Origin of the sequence: Xanthomonas sp. D-36-1 (assembly GCF_017746155.1) — a bacterium.
Classification (GTDB): Bacteria; Pseudomonadota; Gammaproteobacteria; order Xanthomonadales; family Xanthomonadaceae; genus Xanthomonas; species Xanthomonas cissicola.
In genome coordinates, this window is record NZ_JAGHWR010000003.1 from 31,966 (window position 1) to 49,805 (window position 17,840).

The 17,840-nt window shown below is 65.3% G+C and carries 11 protein-coding genes and 3 pseudogenes; 9 read left to right on the plus strand and 5 right to left on the minus strand.

Annotation, left to right across the window (positions count from 1 at the left end; translation table 11 throughout):
* Positions 1–29: 29 nt before the first annotated feature.
* The 4 genes and pseudogenes from J7367_RS00880 to lpxC all read left to right on the plus strand — a co-directional run.
* A pseudogene (locus J7367_RS00880) lies at positions 30–749 on the plus strand (cell division protein FtsQ/DivIB); the annotation flags it as partial.
* Between the two features lie 104 nt (positions 750–853).
* A complete protein-coding gene (ftsA, locus tag J7367_RS00885) occupies positions 854–2,089 on the plus strand; it encodes a cell division protein FtsA (RefSeq protein WP_003485272.1) in 1,236 nt (411 codons plus the stop codon).
* Between the two features lie 294 nt (positions 2,090–2,383).
* Positions 2,384–3,622, plus strand: coding sequence for a cell division protein FtsZ (ftsZ, locus tag J7367_RS00890; protein ID WP_003485270.1), 1,239 nt, complete (start codon positions 2,384–2,386; stop codon positions 3,620–3,622).
* A gap of 235 nt (positions 3,623–3,857) precedes the next feature.
* Positions 3,858–4,769 carry a UDP-3-O-acyl-N-acetylglucosamine deacetylase gene (gene lpxC / locus J7367_RS00895; RefSeq protein ID WP_007968718.1) on the plus strand — a complete coding sequence of 304 codons (912 nt, stop codon included), beginning with the start codon at positions 3,858–3,860 and terminating at the stop codon, positions 4,767–4,769.
* A 185-nt stretch (positions 4,770–4,954) separates the two neighbouring features.
* Here the strand turns inward: lpxC and J7367_RS00900 are convergent, their stop codons facing one another.
* Complete coding sequence (locus tag J7367_RS00900) at positions 4,955–5,401, minus strand: DUF721 domain-containing protein (RefSeq protein ID WP_081027599.1); 447 nt, start codon at positions 5,399–5,401, stop codon at positions 4,955–4,957.
* On the opposite strand from J7367_RS00900, the gene J7367_RS00905 reads away from it, so the two are divergent.
* From J7367_RS00905 to J7367_RS00915, 3 genes are all read left to right on the plus strand, one after another.
* The gene (locus J7367_RS00905) at positions 5,402–6,343 is read left to right on the plus strand and encodes a M23 family metallopeptidase (RefSeq protein ID WP_007968721.1); all 942 of its coding nucleotides are present in this window, start codon (positions 5,402–5,404) and stop codon (positions 6,341–6,343) included. It begins immediately after the preceding gene.
* A gap of 156 nt (positions 6,344–6,499) precedes the next feature.
* Positions 6,500–9,238, plus strand: coding sequence for a preprotein translocase subunit SecA (gene secA / locus J7367_RS00910; RefSeq protein ID WP_057660556.1), 2,739 nt, complete (start codon positions 6,500–6,502; stop codon positions 9,236–9,238).
* A gap of 335 nt (positions 9,239–9,573) precedes the next feature.
* Positions 9,574–10,521, plus strand: coding sequence for a Nudix family hydrolase (locus tag J7367_RS00915; RefSeq protein WP_007973163.1), 948 nt, complete (start codon positions 9,574–9,576; stop codon positions 10,519–10,521).
* Between the two features lie 114 nt (positions 10,522–10,635).
* Here J7367_RS00915 and J7367_RS00920 read toward each other — a convergent pair whose 3' ends face one another.
* From J7367_RS00920 to J7367_RS00930, 3 genes and pseudogenes are all read right to left on the minus strand, one after another.
* The gene (locus J7367_RS00920) at positions 10,636–11,265 is read right to left on the minus strand and encodes a hypothetical protein (RefSeq protein WP_057660554.1); all 630 of its coding nucleotides are present in this window, start codon (positions 11,263–11,265) and stop codon (positions 10,636–10,638) included.
* A 45-nt stretch (positions 11,266–11,310) separates the two neighbouring features.
* Positions 11,311–12,138 (minus strand): methylenetetrahydrofolate reductase [NAD(P)H], encoded by an 828-nt coding sequence (gene metF, locus J7367_RS00925; protein WP_005910875.1) that lies wholly within the window; start codon positions 12,136–12,138, stop codon positions 11,311–11,313.
* Between the two features lie 39 nt (positions 12,139–12,177).
* Positions 12,178–13,560 (minus strand): annotated as a pseudogene (locus J7367_RS00930) (glycoside hydrolase family 2 TIM barrel-domain containing protein).
* 712 nt (positions 13,561–14,272) lie between these two features.
* Between J7367_RS00930 and J7367_RS00935 the strand changes: the two are divergent.
* Positions 14,273–15,252, plus strand: a pseudogene (locus J7367_RS00935) (NAD(P)H-quinone oxidoreductase).
* 241 nt (positions 15,253–15,493) lie between these two features.
* Positions 15,494–17,251, plus strand: a complete 1,758-nt coding sequence (locus J7367_RS00940; protein ID WP_057660550.1) for a S53 family peptidase — start codon at positions 15,494–15,496, stop codon at positions 17,249–17,251.
* Positions 17,252–17,330: 79 nt separating this feature from the next.
* Here J7367_RS00940 and J7367_RS00945 read toward each other — a convergent pair whose 3' ends face one another.
* Complete coding sequence (locus tag J7367_RS00945) at positions 17,331–17,735, minus strand: VOC family protein (RefSeq protein ID WP_057660548.1); 405 nt, start codon at positions 17,733–17,735, stop codon at positions 17,331–17,333.
* Positions 17,736–17,840 lie beyond the last annotated feature (105 nt).

The window sequence follows — 17,840 nt, forward strand, 5'->3', positions numbered from 1 at the left end:
TTCCCAATTCCCGCGCGCGGAGCGCGCCCATGAACGCCACCCTGCGCATCCTGGCCTGGTTGCTCGCGCTGGCGTTGGTCGCGCTGCCGGTGGTGGCTGTGCTCAATGGCTGGGTGGGTGCCGAGCGCTGGCCGTTGGCGAAGTTGCGTGTGTCCGGCGACTTCAAGCGGGTGCCGGCCGAAGAGTTGCGTGCAGTGGTGTTGCCGTATGCGCGTGCCGGCTTTTTCGCGGTGAAACTGCAGCAGGCGCAGGATGCCATCGCGCGTTTGCCGTGGGTGGAAAGTGCGCAGGTGCGCAAGCGCTGGCCAGATGTGCTGGAAGTGCATGTGACCGAGCACAAGCCGTTCGCGCGCTGGGGTACCGACCGCATGCTGTCCGAGCAGGGCCGGCTGTTTCGCACCCCGCCGCTGTTGAAGGATTTCAAGTTGCCGCAGCTGGGTGGTCCGGACAGCAAGACCCAGGATGTGGTGGCGCTGTACAACGAATCACGCGCCCTGTTCGCACCGACCGGGCTGGATGTGGAGCGCCTTGAGATGGACGCGCGCGGCAGCTGGTCGCTAGGGCTGAGCAATGGCGTACAGATCGTGGTCGGCCGCGACGATGCACGCGCACGGCTGCAGCGCTTCGCACGCGTGCTGCCGCAGCTGTCCGACCCACTGCGCCCGATCGCCCGCGCCGACTTGCGCTACACCAACGGATTTACCGTTGAACGGCGGGGATTGGAGAGTGGGGATTCGGGATTGGAAAAAGCGCAGCCCCGGCATCGCGCAGCATCTTCTGGACCTCCCGTCGCCCTGGCTCTCCCGCGTTCTCCCAATCCCGAATCCCGAATCTCGAATCCCGGCTTTAAGACATGAACCGCAAAGGCGACAAATCCCTCATCGTTGGACTGGACATCGGCACCTCCAAGGTCGTCGCGCTGGTCGGCGAATACTCGCCCGGCAATCCGATCGAAGTGATTGGCATCGGTTCGCATGAATCGCGCGGTCTCAAGCGCGGCGTGGTGGTGGATATCGAATCCACCGTGCAGTCGATCCAGCGCGCGGTGGAAGAGGCCGAGCTGATGGCCGGCTGCGAGATCCGCTCGGTGTACGCCTCGATTTCCGGCAACCACGTGCAGTGCAAGAACTCCCCCGGCATCGTGCCGATCCGCGATGGCGAAGTGACCTGGAGCGATCTGGAGCGCGTGCTCGATGCCGCCAAGGCCGTGGCCATTCCGGCCGATCAGCGCATCCTGCATGCGATTCCGCGCGAGTACGTGCTGGACGATTCGCAGGAAGGCATCCGCAACCCGGTCGGCATGACCGGCGTGCGCCTGGAGGTGCATGCGCACCTGGTGGTGTGCGCGCAGTCGGCGGCGGCCAACATCACCAAGTGCGTACAGAAGTGCGGCCTGCAGGTCGACGATCTGGTGCTGTCGTCGCTGGCATCGTCGGTGGCGGTGTTGACCGCCGACGAACGCGAGCTGGGCGTGGTGCTGGTGGATATCGGCGCCGGCACCACCGATCTGGCGGTGTACGTGCAAGGCGCGATCTGCCACACCGCTTCGTTGCCGATCGCCGGCGACCACGTCACCAACGACATCGCGCACATGCTGCGCACGCCCACGCCGGAAGCCGAGCAGATCAAGGTCCGCTACGCCTGCGCGCTGGCGCAGCTGGCCACCGCCGAAGAAAGCATCCAGGTGCCCTCGGTGGGCGACCGCCCGCCGCGACGCATGCCGCGCCACGCACTCGCGCAGGCAGTACAGGGCCGTTACGAAGAAATCTTCGAGATGGTGCAGGCCGAACTGCGCCGCTCCGGTTTCGAGGAAATGGTGCGCGCCGGCATGGTGCTCACCGGCGGCGCCTCGAAGATGGAAGGCGTGGTGGAACTGGCCGAAGAAATGCTGCAGATGCCGGTGCGCGTGGGCATCCCGCAGCACGTCACCGGCCTGGGCGAAGTCGTCGGCAACCCGGTGCACGCCTCCGGCGTTGGCCTGTTGCTGATGGGCAGCCAGATCGAACACCCGCGCCGGCCATCGATTCCGACCGGGCGCGCAGGCAGCCTGTTCAAGAAATTGAAGAATTGGTATCGCGGGGAATTCTGAGGCGCCGGGATTGGGAATTCGGGATTCGGGATTGGCAAGAGCGAAAGAAAAGCAGAGTGGCAGCAACGATTAAGTGGAGAGCGGCGAGCGGGTAGGCGGTAAAATTTTTTGCAGGCATTGCGTCGAGGAGTAGGTGCGGTGAGTCGTAGAGCGCAACAGCGCATCCATGGCCCAGGCACACGAATCCCGACTTTCAAACAACAACACTCGCCGTGATGCGGAGTGGGGCAGGGACCAGCGCTTTTGCGACTCCCCAATCCCCATTTCCCAATCCCGGCTCAAGAGGACACTGACATGGCACATTTCGAACTGATTGAAAAAATGGCTCCCAACGCGGTCATCAAGGTGGTTGGCGTCGGCGGCGGCGGTGGCAATGCCGTCGCGCACATGGTCAACACCAACGTCGATGGCGTGGAATTCATCACCGCCAACACCGACTCGCAGGCGATCAAGAACTGCGGCGCCAAGCTGCAGCTGCAGCTCGGCACCAACGTCACCAAGGGCCTGGGCGCAGGCGCCAATCCGGAAGTCGGCCGTCAGGCTGCGCTGGAAGATCGCGAGCGCATCATGGACGCGCTGCAGGGTGCGGACATGGTCTTCATCACCGCCGGCATGGGCGGCGGCACCGGCACCGGCGCCGCACCGGTGGTGGCGCAGCTGGCCAAGGAGATGGGCATCCTGACCGTGGCCGTGGTCACCAAGCCATTCCCGTTCGAAGGCCGTCGTCGCATGCAGGTGGCGCTGAAGGGCATCGAGGAACTGAGCCAGCATTGCGACTCGCTGATCACCATCCCCAATGAAAAGCTGATCACCGTGCTGGGCCGCAACGCCACTATGATCCAGGCGTTCCGCGCAGCCAATGACGTGCTGCAGGGCGCCGTGCAGGGCATCGCCGACCTGATCGTGCGCCCCGGCCTGATCAACGTCGACTTCGCCGACGTGCGCACCGTGATGTCGGAAATGGGTCTGGCCATGATGGGCACCGGTTCGGCACGCGGCGATGATCGCGCGCAGGCCGCTGCCGAAGCCGCCATCCAGAACCCGCTGCTGGACGATGTGAACCTGGCCGGTGCCAATGGCATCCTGGTCAACATCACCGCCGGCCCGGACTTCACCATGTCCGAGTTCGACGAGATCGGCCGCACCATCGAAGCCTTCGCGTCGGAAGATGCCACCGTGGTCGTCGGTACCGTACTCGACCCGGACATGCAGGACGAAGTGCGCGTGACCGTGGTGGCCACCGGCCTGAACCGTGCGGTTGCCCGTCAGACCCAGCGTCCGGATCAGCGTGCACCGATCAAGCTGGTGCGCAATGCCACCACCGGCCAGCCGGAATTCGGCGACTTCGACACCACCAGCGGCGACGCGGTCTCCAAGGCGGTCGGCGGCAGCATGGGGCTGGGCCTGCGTCGTCCGAGCAGCGACTCGGTCGGCAGCGGCAGCCACAACAGCGGTGGCTCCTCGACACCGGCGGCAGACCTGCCCAACGATTACCTGGATATCCCGGCGTTCTTGCGCCGCCAGGCCGACTGAGGAGCGCCGGCTGCGTCGCTACGGTGGCGCAGCCCGCCCTGCCCGAAGCCCGCTTCGGGTTGCACTGCCATGTCATGTCATTTCTGCCGGGTCGGGGCCGACCCAGCAGCTTTTGTCATCGCGTGACTGACTGATTACGGTTGCCGTCACGCGCGACTTGTTAAAATTCGGATAATCTCAGCGGATTAGACAGTCGGTTCAGCGTCTGTCTGCATTGTTCATCCAGACTTCGCATATGACCCAGCAACGCACTCTCAAGAACACCATTCGCGCCACCGGCGTCGGCCTGCACAGCGGCGACAAGGTGTACATGACGTTACGGCCGGCTCCGGTCGATCATGGCGTGGTGTTCCGACGGGTGGACCTGGAACCGGTCGTCGAAGTCCCCGCAGATGCCGAACTGGTCACCGAGACCACGCTGTGCACCGGGCTGACCTGCAACGGCGCCAAGATCCAGACCGTCGAACATCTGATGTCCGCATTGGCGGGCCTGGGTGTGGACAACGTCATCGTCGAACTGTCCTCGGCCGAGTTGCCGATCATGGATGGCTCGTCCGGCCCGTTCGTGTTCCTGCTGCAGTCGGCAGGCATCGTCGAACAGAACAAGCCCAAGCGCTTCATCCGGATCAGGCAGACCGTGGAAGTGCGCGACGGCGACAAGGTGGCCCGCTTTGAGCCCTACGAGGGCTACAAGCTCGGCTTCACCATCGAATTCAATCACCCGATGATTCCGGCCAAGCAGTCGCGCCAGGAAATCGAGTTTTCCACCTCGGCCTACGTCAAGGAAATCTCGCGCGCGCGCACCTTCGGTTTCATGCGCGACCTGGAGTACATGCGCGAGCGCAATCTGGGCCTGGGCGGCTCGATGGACAACGCCATCGTGCTGGACGAGTTCCGCGTGCTCAACGAAGACGGCCTGCGCTACACCAACGAATTCGTCCGGCACAAGATTCTGGACGCCATCGGCGACCTGTATCTGGCTGGCGGCGCCATCCTCGGCGCCTATGAAGGCTTCAAATCCGGCCATGCCCTCAACAACAAACTGGTGCGTGCGCTGTTGGCCGACCAGGCCGCCTGGGAATGGGTCAGCTTCCCGGAAGGCACCGAGCAGCCGCCGGTGACCTACGCCAGCCCTGTCTACGCTTGATCTCAGGGAATGCCCTGGTTGGCGTTCGAAGTGTGAACCCGGTCGTATTTCCGGCCCGTTCTTAACATTTATTTAAGGCTTCTCTAACTCCTGCGGGCCACATGCCCGCTAGGATGCGTCGGGTCATGTGCGGTCTTCGCAACTCTTTCACGCACTGGCGGCCGCCCCGGATGGGCGGCGAGGCTTCACCGTTTGGTCGGTAAGACGTCCTGCAGAGAAGCCAACGCGTCGCGCAAGCCTTTGTGCGTCGCCTCGGATACAGGTTTGGGACGGTCGCGGTTCTGCTGCGTTGGGGAATGCAGCGGCACGGTTGCGGTCTTGACGGTCACCGCGGTGGCCTTCAGTCCGACGGATCGGGCGGCATCCAGGATTTGGGTTTCGGCAAGCCGCACCTTGGCGTGCCAGACCGGCGAATCCACCAGAAAAACGAGCTGTTCGCCTCGGACATTGGCCAACCGGCAACGGGTGGACACATGAGGTGGTAACAGGGGGCGCAACTGCCGGTCCAGCGCATCGAGCCACAAGGCTCGGCGCAAGGGGTCGCCAGCCTTTTCCCCCAGCGCGGCCTCGATGGCCGGTTGTGGAGTGGAAGGGTTGCGTGCGTTGGACTTGGGCTTGGACATGACACTCATATGGCGTTGAACAAAGTTGTAATCAAATCGCGGCAGACCCGGGCGCAGCGTGTGGCCCGACAGTTCCAGGACTTTGCAGCGGATCGACCGATGGTGGTGCTTGGCGCGGTGCTGGGCCTGGGCATGTTGATCGGCGTCGGTGCAAGCACCGCCACGGGCATGGTGACCAATTCGGCGCTGCAGGCCAAGGTTGCGCAGCAGCAGGTCGAGCTGGCCCAGGCGCAGCGCGCCTCGCAGGCGCAGGTCAATGCGCTGGCCGCCCGTCTGGGCGAGCTGCAGGCGCAGGCCACCCGCCTCAACGCGTTGGGCGAGCGCCTCACCGAAATGGGCAAGTTGAAGGACGGCGAGTTCGACTTCGACGAGCCGGTCGGCGTCGGTGGCGGCGATGAGCCGGTCAGCGACATGCCGGTGCAAGACTTCAAGGAAACGCTAGGGCAGGTGGAGCAGCAGTTCTCCGCCTCGGGCCAGCAATTGAACGTGTTGGCCTCGCTGATGTTCGATCATCAGCTGGAGCAGAATTCGGTGCCCTCGCGGATGCCGATCCGCAACACCTACATCACCTCCGGTTTCGGCGGTCGCGCCGACCCGTTCGACGGCGGTTCGGCCTTCCACAAGGGCGTGGACTTCCATGCCAACGTGGGCGACCCGGTGCTGTCGGTTGCCGATGGCGTGGTCAGCTACGCCGGCGTACGCGGCGGTTACGGCAACGTGGTCGAAGTGGATCACGGCAACGGCTATGTGACCCGCTACGCGCACAACTCGCGCCTGGTGGTGAAGGTGGGCGATCTGGTGCGCGCCGGCCAGCAGGTCGCCCGTGCCGGTTCCAGCGGCCGCTCCACCGGTGCACACGTGCATTTCGAGGTGTGGGCGGACGGGCGCGTGGTCAATCCGCGCAAATTCCTGGGGGAAACCACGCCGGTGGGACGTCAGGGGCGTGGTTGACGAGGGCGCGGGCCGCGCTTGATTCGTGAAGGCCCGCCCCAAGCTACAATAGGGTGTTGCCATCGACAGGGCGCAGTGCGCCCTGTTTCGTTTACGGCGGTCGGGTCTGTGGGGACCGGCGTCGGTCAAACCGTTCCTTTTCAACCGGTTTCTTCAATGATCAACAGTCTGCTTACCCGTGTCTTTGGCAGTCGTAACGAACGCCAGCTGCGCCAGCTCAACCGCCTCGTCACCCAGATCAATGCGCTGGAGCCGACGATCGAGAAGCTCTCCGACGCCGAGCTGCAAGCCAAGACTCCGGAGTTCAAGCAGCGGCTTGCCGCCGGCGAGTCCCTGGACAAGATTCTTCCCGAAGCCTTCGCGGTATGCCGCGAGGCCAGCCGACGCGTGCTGGGCATGCGCCATTACGATGTGCAGCTGATCGGCGGCATGGTGTTGCACCTGGGCAAGATCGCCGAGATGCGCACCGGCGAAGGCAAGACCCTGGTGGCCACGCTGCCGGTGTACCTCAACGCGCTGCAGGGCGAGGGCGTGCATGTGGTTACGGTCAACGACTACCTGGCGCGCCGCGACGCTGCGCAGATGGGCAAGCTGTACAACTGGCTGGGCCTGAGCGTGGGCGTGGTGTATCCGGGCATGCCGCACAGCGACAAGCGCGAGGCCTACGGCGCGGACATCACCTACGGCACCAATAACGAATTCGGCTTCGATTACCTGCGCGACAACATGGCGCTGTCGCGCGCCGACCGTTACCAGCGCACCCTGCATTACGCGATCGTCGACGAGGTCGACTCGATCCTGATCGACGAAGCACGCACCCCGCTGATCATCTCCGGCCCGGCCGACGAGTCGCCGGAGCTGTACATCCGCGTCAATCGCATCGTGCCGCAGCTGACCCGGCAGGAAAGCGAAGAAGGCGAAGGCGATTTCTGGATCGACGAAAAGGGCAAGCAGGTGCATCTGTCCGAGGCGGGCATGGGCCACGCCGAAGAGTTGCTGTTGCAGGCCGGCATCCTGGAAAACGCCGAAGACGGGCTGTATGCCGCGCAGAACCTGAGCGTGGTGCACCACCTCAACGCGGCGCTGCGCGCGCATGCCATCTATCAGCGCGATGTGGATTACATCGTGCGCGATGGCGAAGTGGTGATCGTGGACGAATTCACCGGCCGTACGCTGTCCGGGCGTCGCTGGTCGGACGGCCTGCATCAGGCGGTCGAAGCGAAGGAAGGCGTGCCGGTACAGCGCGAGAACCAGACCCTGGCCAGCATCACCTTCCAGAACCTGTTCCGCATGTACAAGAAGCTGTCCGGCATGACCGGTACGGCCGATACCGAAGCCTACGAATTCCAGAGCATCTACGGCCTGGAAGTGGTGGTGATTCCGACCAACCGCCCGACCGTGCGTAAGGATCATCCGGACCAGGTGTTCCTCAACCGCAAGGGCAAGTTCAATGCGGTGCTGGCCGACATCGAAGACTGCGCCAAGCGCGGCCAGCCGGTGCTGGTGGGTACCACCTCGATCGAGACCTCGGAGATGCTGTCCGAGCATCTGCGCAAGGCCGGGGTGAAGCACGAAGTGCTCAACGCCAAGCAGCACGAGCGCGAGGCCACCATCGTGGCCAACGCCGGCCAGCCTGGCGCGGTGACCATCGCCACCAATATGGCCGGTCGTGGTACCGATATCGTGCTGGGCGGTTCGCTGGAATCGGAGTATCACGCCCTCGGCGAAGACGCCACCGAAGACGCGCGCTTCAAGATCAAGACCGACTGGCAGCGTCGTCATGACGCGGTCAAGGCGGCTGGCGGCCTGCACATCATCGGTACCGAACGCCACGAATCGCGGCGTATCGACAACCAGCTGCGCGGCCGCGCCGGTCGTCAGGGCGACCCGGGTTCGTCGCGCTTCTATCTGTCGCTGGAAGACAATCTGATGCGCATCTTCGCCTCGGACTGGGTCCAGAAGGCGATGCGCATGATGGGCATGAAGGAAGACGACGTCATTGAAGATCGCCTGGTCAGCCGGCAGATCGAAAAGGCGCAGCGCAAGGTGGAAGCGCATAATTTCGACATTCGCAAGAACCTGCTGGATTTCGACGACGTCAACAACGACCAGCGCAAGGTGATCTACGCACAGCGCGACGAATTGCTGGACGCCGAGTCGGTCAAGGACAATGTCGACGGCATTCGCGGCGATGTGATCTACGACCTGGTCGCACGCTTCGTGCCGCCCAATTCGGTCGACGAACAGTGGGACCTGAAGGGCCTGGAGGCCACGCTGGAGTCGGAGCTGGGCATGACCTTGTCGCTGACAGACATGGTGCGCGCGCAGGAAGAAATCGATGCCGAGCAGATCGCTGCCAAGGTGCAGACAGCGGTGGATGCGCACTTCGCCGAGAAGGAGGCCGCCATCGGCGCGGACACCATGCGCGCGCTGGAAAAGCACGTGATGCTGACCGTGCTGGACCAGGGCTGGAAGGAGCATCTTGCCAAGATGGATTACCTGCGCCAGGGCATCTATCTGCGCGGTTATGCGCAGAAGCAGCCCAAGCAGGAATACAAGAAGGAAGCCTTCGAGCTGTTCTCCGAGATGCTGGAGAACGTCCAGCGCGAGGTGATCAATTTGCTGGCGCGCGTGCGCATTCGCAGCGAAGAAGAAGTGGCCGAACTGGAAGAGCAGGAACGGCTGCAGGCGCAGGCGCGCTTGATGGCCTCGCAATTCCAGCACCAGGAGGCGGGCGGCTACGGTGCCGACGAGGAAGTGGAGCAGATGCAGGGCGGCAACGCGCCGGTCCCGGTCTCGCAGGTCACTCGCGACGAACCCAAGGTGGGCCGCAACGACCCATGCCCCTGCGGCAGCGGCAAGAAGTACAAGCACTGCCACGGTCAACTCAGCTGATGCTGAGTTGACCGTGGAGCAGCCCGCTTTGCGGGCTGCTCACCCGCTATCCGCGTTGCGGATAGCGGGCTCACGGTGCTGCTTCCGATCCCCTGCGCCTTCGGCGCGCCCCCCTTACCAAGGGGGCTTTGCTTTCGGAATACGGCGATAGTTTTTTGCTAGTCGGGGAGTTGGGCGGTAAGTGCGGCGTTGGTTCGCCGCTGAGGCGGAGATTAGGACTTTGGGATTCGGCATTGGTATTGGCGATACCTGTGCAACGCCTGCGTTAGCCAATCCCGAATCCCGCGTCCCGGCCTCATTGCGCCGAACGGCCCACTCGCGGCACTCTTGCAGCCATGCCTGATTCTCTTCGATCCATTCACGTCGTTGCCGGCGTGATCACCGACCCACGCGGGCGCATCCTGCTCACCCGCCGCACCGAAACTCGCGACATGCCTGGCCTGTGGGAATTTCCGGGCGGCAAGCGCGAGCCTGGCGAGACCTCCGAACAAGCGCTGGTGCGCGAGCTCAACGAAGAGCTCGGCATCGAGGCGCAGGTGGGCGATTGGGTGATGGATGTGCCGCAGCTCTATCCGGACAAGCGGCTGCGCCTGGAAGTGCGTCATATCACGAGCTGGAAAGGCAGCCCGCGCGGCCGCGAAGGGCAGGCCATGACCTGGGTGGCGGCAGACAAGCTGGCGCGTTATTCGATGCCGCCGGCCGACGTGCCGGTGGTGGGCGCGCTACGTCAGCCCGACCGTTACCTGATCACGCCCGAACCGGAGGACGACGCGCGCTGGCTGGAGGGCCTGGAGCTCGCATTGCACAACGGGATCACGCGGATCCAGCTACGTGCGCGGCAGCTTGCGCCTGCGCGTTGGCAGGCGCTGTTGCAGCAGGCGATGCGCTTGCGTGGCCGCGCGCGTGCGCAACTGTTGCTCAATCGCGATATCGCCCAGGCCGCGGATCTTGGTATCGGCGTGCATCTGGGATCGGAGCAGCTGGCCGGTTTGCAGGAACGCCCGCTGCCCGCAGAGCAACTCGTGGCTGCGTCATGTCATGGCTTGGACGACTTGCGCCACGCCCAACGGATCGGCTGCGACTTCGCGGTGCTGGGCCCGGTGCAGGCGACCGCATCGCATCCGGGCGCCACACCCATCGGCTGGGACGGTTTCGAGACCTTGCGCGAACAGGTCTCGCTGCCGATCTACGCGCTCGGCGGCATGCAGATCGAAGATGTGCGGAAGGCGCGCTCGCATGGCGGCCAGGGCATCGCGGCGATCCGCGCGCTCTGGCCGCAATGAGTGCACCGCAGCGTCTGACCGCCGAACCGCCAGCGCAATGCCCTCGCTACCTGCCGCGGCGTACAGCGATCCAGCGGTGGTTGCGCGCGCAGCCCCGATGCCACGCAGACGCCGCTAGAACGTCACCCAGAAGCAGTTGTATTGCCGGCGTAGCCGCAGCACGCTGCGCGCCGGCGTGCCGCTGGCGAGGTTCTGTTCCAGCCGCAGTCCCCAGGGGCGCGGGCGGCTGGGCGGAGTAGGGAGCGGCGCGTCGATGGCGCTGCCATCCAGCGACGGTGTGGGCGTGGTGGTGTCGGCGTCCCAGGTCGGGGTGTCGCTTTGCGGATACATCGGCACGATGTCCAGCAATGGGCGCTGCACGATGGCTTCCAGGCGGCTCAGCACCTGATTGGCGGCGGCATCGGATTGTCCGCTCCATAGATACAGGCTGGACAGGCGGTTGACGTCGCGGCTGTCGACCGCCAGTTGCAGCAACGACACCAGTTCGCTCAGCCGCCGCGGGCAGCCGTAGCGATACAGGCCGGTACTGCCCTGCGGGCGGATGGCAGGCGGTGCGCGGCTGGCCGCGCCGACGTCTTCGCAGCGCCGGTCGGTGAACAGGGTTTGCCCGTCCGGCGCGACGCAGCGATGGATTTCCTGCGCCTGCACGCGCGCGGCGGGACAGGCGCAGAGCGAGAACACCAGGGGCAGAAGGCGATGCATCGGCGCAGCGTAGCCGGGCGCGTGTGAGCTGGCGACATGCATGCGCGCGGGTGTGCGAGGGCGAGGACTGGAATGCGAAGCAGGTGCTCAGCGTCCGAGCAGCTGCAACACCTGCGTGGTCGGCTTGGCCAGATTGAGGGTGTAGAAATGCAATGCCGGCGCGCCGCCTGCGATCAGGCGCTCGCACAAGGCCGCCACGACCTCTGCGCCGAAGGCGCGCACCGCGTCGGCGTCGTCGCCGTAGGACTGCATCTTCTTGCCGATCCAGCGTGGAATCTCTGCGCCGCACTGCTCGGAAAACCGCCGCAGCTGCGAGAAATTGGAGATCGGCATGATGCCGGGAATGATCGGTATCTCCACGCCCATCCGCTGCACTGCGTCGCGGAAATGAAAGTAGGCATCGGCGTTGTAGAAATACTGGGTGATGGCCGCATCGGCGCCGGCATCGACCTTGGCCTTGAAATAGCGCAGGTCGCTGAGCGCGTCGGCCGCCTGCGGATGGGTTTCCGGATAGGCGCCGACCTCGATCCGGAACGCATCGCCGTGTTCGGCGCGGATGAAGGCGATCAGGTCCGAGGCGTAACGCAGGTCGCCGGGATGGCCCATGCCCGAGGGCAGGTCGCCACGCAGCGCGACGATGCGGGTGCAGCCGATGGCGCGATACAGCTTGAGCAGCTCGCGGATCTCCTGCCGGCTGCCGCCGACGCAGGACAGATGCGGCGCCGCTTCGAAGCCATGCTTCTGCTTGAGGTGGCGCACCGTTTCGGAGGTGTAGCTGAGCGTGGAGCCGCCGGCGCCGAAGGTGCACGACACGTACTCCGGCGCGTAGCCCTTCAACCTGGCTGCGGTGCGGTCCAGTTGCGCGCGCTGATCATCGGTCTTGGGCGGATAGAACTCGAAACTGAGATGCGTCATCGCGGCGGTTCCGGCGGATCGTCTGGAGATAATATCGCTTCATCGCGATGAATGCATATCTTGCTGCGACGGTTCCGACGCGCCTTTTCGCGGGGCGGGCGAGGGCGGCAGCACGCGGAACGGCAGGTTGGCATAGCCGGCGCGGCCGGCGTTATCGCGCACTTCCACAAACAAACGGTAGTTGCCCGGCGCTGGCGCGATCAAACGCACCTCCTCGGCCGTACCGCGTGCGCCGCTGCGATCACCGGCCACGCGGTTTGGCGCAATGGCGGCATCGACCAGCGGTGGCAGCGTCTCGGGATCGCCACCGATGCTGCGCGCGGTGCTTTCGGTGCGCACATGCCAGTCGTAGCGAAGTACGGATGCGCCGCTGGCACGAATGCTTGCGATCACGGTCTGGCCCGGGCGAAGGCGCACGCTGTCGGTAGCGCGTTGGCCAGCCAGCGTGAGTGCCGACACCGCCGGCGCACGGCTGGCCGGCCACCGGCCGGTCCACAGCAGTTGCAATGTGTCCACGCTGGGCGTGGCCTCGCCCGACGGCAGGAACAAGCCATACTAGGTGGGCGTGCGCTCCTGCTTGTCGCCCCACAGGAACACGAACGAGCCCAGCCCCTGGCGGGTGTCGCTGGCGATGTAGCTGCGGTAGCGCTGTTCCAGCAATAGCGCCTTGCGCGTGCTGTCGTCCTCGATCGGTGCGCCCCAGCGAGTGGTCGGCGATTCCCAATGCCCGGTGGGGCCCCACTCGGTGACCACGTAAGGGCCGCGCCACCCGCTCTCGTGCAGCTTCTGCGGCAGCGCTGCGATATCGCCGTAAAGCTGCACGGCGATCAGGTCCAGTGCCGGGGCGCGCGTCTTGAGTTGGTCGATCAGTTGCTTGTCGAAACCGGCCAGCGTGGTGGTGACCGGATGATCCGGGTCGATGGCATGGATCGCCTCGGCGATCTCGCCGACCGCGTTCCAGACCTTGGGATTGGTGTAATCCAGATTGAGTTCGTTACCGACCACCCACATCAGCACCGCCGGATGCGCCGCCGATTGCCGTACCTGCGCGAGGACGCGCTGCAGTTGCTGTTTTACCGCCGCTGCATCGTCGTAATCGAAGCCATGTCGCTGGTTGCCGAGCTCGATGCCGACCGCCACTTTCAGGCCGTTGCGTTGTGCGCGATCGAGCAGGGCGCGCTGGCGTTGGGCGTCTGGATCCACGCGCCAGGTGCGCAATGCATTGCCCCCGCGTGCGGCCAGCGTTTCCATGCTGCCATTGCCCAGGCCGGCACCCTTGATCACGAAGGGAGCGCCATCCACCAACAAGCGGTAGCCGTGTGCTTCCTGCGCAATGCGCACCTGCGCCGCGCTTACCTGCGTGCTCGCGGATAGTGCAAGCATGTAGAGGGCGATGACGCGCGCGTTCCATGGCAGTTGCATGGCGACTCCTGGTGGTCAGCAAGACACCAGCATAGGCCGGGACACCGAAGTGCGGGCGGCCGCGCAGCATCTGCCTGGTTGGGGTTGCTTGCGGGCAATCGCATCCGGTTCTGGGGCATCGTGGCTGCAATCGCGCGCCGCTTGTGTGCTTGAACCTGCGGCGCATTCGGTGAGCGCAAGCATTTCGCGCCATTTGGTCGCAATGCGACACGCAAGAAGAGGCGGTGGGCTTGGCGCCGAATCCTGGCATCGGCTAAGGGCGCGTTGGCGCACAGCGTCGACGACCTTGTGCCTGCATTGGCCGCGCAACCCAAGGTGGATGGCGCCACGCTGCTGAGCGATGTTGCCGCATGGCGGTTACCTTTCTCAGGCCTGTCGTCGAAACCCGGCCAACCACTGCGTGCGATGTGGCGTTGGCGGCTGTCGATTCGACGAAGACAAGGTAGACGGCATCTGCATTGCGAGTGCATGGCCTGGCTGCAGCCGCCCGATTGTGGGCGTGCATCCTTGCGATGCTGTCGACGATGACCGCTTGTCCAGTGCGCACTGTCCCTTCGAACACGACGGAGCACCACGACGTCATCGAAGACACACCATCGCTCGCTCGCTTGCCGCCGCTGCGGCAATGCCTGCTGGAAACCGTGGGGTGCATCTGCGCCAGGCGTTGACGTCTGCCCGCCTACACTGGGCGCACTTTCCATGGAGCGCCTTCATGAGCGATACCACGATGACCGCCATCGCCATCCGCGACGGCAAGGGCGACGCCGACGCGCTGTACGCCACCGAGCAACCGCGCCCGCGTCCTGCGCCAGGGCAGGTGCTGGTCCGCGTGCATGCCGCCGGCATCAATCGCCCCGATCTGCTGCAACGCGCCGGGCACTATCCGCCGCCGCCTGGCGCACCGGAGACGCTGGGACTGGAAATCGCTGGCGAGATCGTCGAACCGGCCGGTCGCTGGAAAGTAGGCGACCGCGTGTGCGCACTGCTGGGTGGCGGCGGCTACGCGCAATACGCCGCCGTCGATGCGCGTCACGTCCTGCCGATCCCCGCCGGCATGGATCTGGTGCACGCGGCGGCGTTGCCGGAAACCATCTTCACTGCCTACGCCAATCTGTTCGAACACGGTCGGCTCGCGGCAGGCCAATGGCTGCTATTGCATGGTGCGACCTCGGGCATCGGCGTCACGGCGATCCAGATGGCCAAGGCGGCGGGCGCGCACACGTGCTGGCCACCGCGCGCTCGGCCAGCAAGGCGGCACAGGCGCGCGAGTTGGGCGCCGATGTGGCGATCGATTCCACCACTGCGTCGTTTGTCGAGGTGGCCAAGGCGCACGGCGGCGTGGACGTTGCGCTCGACATGGTGGGCGCTGCGGTGTTCGCCGACACCCTGGAAGCGCTGAACCCGCGCGGACGCATCGTCTACATCGCCTCGCAGGCCGGCGCCACCATCGAGGTGCCGATTCCGGTGCTGATGCGCAAGCAGGCGGTCATTACCGGCTCGACGCTGCGCCCGCGCCATGCCGATGAGAAAGCCCGGTTGGCCGCAGAAGTGGAACGCGTGGTGTGGCCCTGGATCGAACAGGGCAAGCTGCGCGTGTTGCTCGACAAGCGCTTCCCGCTGAGCGAAGCGGCTGCGGCACATCGTTACCTGGAGCAGGGCAGTCACCTGGGTAAGGTGGTGCTGGAGATGTAGGACGCAGCCACTGGCATCGCCAGGATCGGCGCCAGCGGCTGCAGGCGCCGTGCGCCCGGCGATCGACAAGCCGCGGCCGCGCCCTGGCGCGCAATCGGACAGGGCGCTCGGCACGAGATTCGCGTGTCAGTTCGCGGCCGCATCGTTTCACGCACACAGAGTTCGCACTGTTGCGTCTGAAACCACTGCCGCCTCGTGAGAATCCGCAGCCTGTTAACTCACGATCAATGGCGGCAAACGAATGATGACGCGCTCTTTCTCTCAGGCCGTCCTGGCCTGCGCCGTCGCCCTGGGTATGACCGGTATCGCGCAGGCAGCCGAACAGGCACCTGCGCAACTTGGCGTCGGTGGCGCGCTGGCGCCGCAACGCATCCTGCAGGTGGGATTGGTGCTCAAGCCGCAGGTGGCCATGCGCCAGCAACATGCTGCGGTGGAGCAGTGGTTGATGCGCGATGGCGGCGATCCGCTATTGCGCGGTCAACTGGCCCGCGCATCGGCTGCTTCCACCAGCGCGATCGCGCAGGTCAAGGCCTATCTGAGCCGGTATGGCATCACCGATGTGCGCCAGGCCACCGATGGACGCTTGCTGCAAGTCCGTGCAACAGCGGCGGCGTTGCAGGCCGCCCTTGGCACCCCGCTGCGTGTAGTGAGTGCCGATGGCCGCGTCGGCGTTGCCGCCGCGCAGGGCGCGGTCGCAGTGCCGGCCGGCTTGCAGGCCGTGGTGCAAGGCGTGGTTGGCCTGGACGGTACCGCCGGCGCAAAAGTCGCGCCGCACGGGGCGCCGCTAGCCGCCGCGCGCACATCGTTGTTGAACAGCAGCGCCGTGGTGGCCGCCAAGAGCAGCGGCGCAGAAGTCGTGCGCCACAGCATCGAAGAGCTCAATAGCGCCTACGGCGCCGATACGCTGGCACCGGCCAGCGATATCGTCGGCGCGGTCATTGCCGCCGGCAATCTGGAAAATACCCTCGCGCGGCTGCAGAGCTTCCAGGCACTGCACGGCCTGCACACCCCGGTCGCGGTAGTGATGGTGGGCGACCCCGGTGCACCGGGTTATCAGTCCAATGCTGCCAGCAAGGATTCCGAAGTCGAGTGGGACATGGATACCCAGTTGCTGGTCGGTAGCGCCGGCGGGTTGAAACGCCTGGTCATCTACAACATCCCGGATTTTTCCTGGAAGAGCATCATTGATGGTATGGCACGCGCGGCCGACGACAACCTGGCCCGCGTGGTCAGCATGTCGATCTACGGGCAGGAAATCCAGGTCAACGACGCGGTCTTCCAGGCCATGGACGCCAGCCTGACCAAGGCGGTGCGCCAGGGGCAGAATTTCGTGATCTGCAGCGGCGACGACGGCGTCTACCTGCCGCTGAGCGCACGCGCCAACGCGCCTTATTACGATACGCTGGCGGGGCGCCCGGACCTGCGCCAGGTCGGTTGGCCGGCGTCGCACCGCTACGCGATTGCGGTGGGCGCCACCGAGTTGCTGACCCAGGGCGGCAATCCCGGCAGCTACGCCTCCGAGCGCGTCTGGAATGCCGGTGTCGGCCGCCAACTCAGCCAGGGCGGCGTCAGCAAGATTGCCTATGCACCGCAGTGGCAGCGCACCCTGCTGCCGGGGCAGACGGCCTCCGGCTACCGCGCGGTACCCGATGTCAGCTTCAACGGCTCGTTCTACAGCAGTGCGCAGATCCGCGGCACCGATGCGCAGGGTAACGAGGCTGCCTGGTATGTGTGGGGTACCAGTGCCGCTACCCCGACCTTCGCCGGCTATATCGCCCGGCTGTTGCAGTCGCATCCCAATTTGGGCTTCGTCGCGCCGCAGATCTATCAGTATGCGAGCCAGCGCCACGATGCGCAGCGCGCCCATGACGTCGTGGTCGGCAGCAATGGCCTGTATCGCGATGGATACAACGCGAGCTACGGTTGGGACTTCGCGTCGGGCTGGGGCAGCATGAACATCGGCGACTTCGACCGGTTCCTGACGCAGGCATCGCCATGACCTTCACTGCGCGGTGAGCGTGCCGCGCGTGCGGGACTCCAACCACCGCCATTCCGGTCTTGGGTAACGATGCTGACGCCTAGCGTGGCGGCTTGCGGGCGACCACCGCTTCGATGTGGTGCCCGTCGGGGTCGATGACGAACGCGGCGTAATAATCGTCGCCGTAGTCCGGTCGCAAGCCTGGCGCGCCATTGCAGCGGCCGCCGTGCTGTAGCGCAGCGCGATGGAAGGCGTCCACCGCTGACGCATCGGTGGACGAAAATGCCAGGTGGAAGCCGGCCCCCGGAGCGCACCGTGCGGCCTGACGTTGCTTCAACGCCAGGCAGTCTTCGCAGCCGGGCCTGCCGTAGCCGACCGCCTGGTCGCGCGTGCCCGGCTCCAGATCCGACCACACCCGCACATAGCCAAGCGCGCCCAGCGCCGCGTCGTAAAAGGTTGCCGAGGCGTCGATTGCGCGAACGCCCAGCGAAACGTGATGCAACATCGGTGCAGCCTGCAAGGGTGACGGCACAGCGGCGTGCCGTGGCGATGCTGGTCTGCATGCGGGCCAGCGTCAATGGCGTGTCGGTGGCGTGGTGGTCAGTGGCGC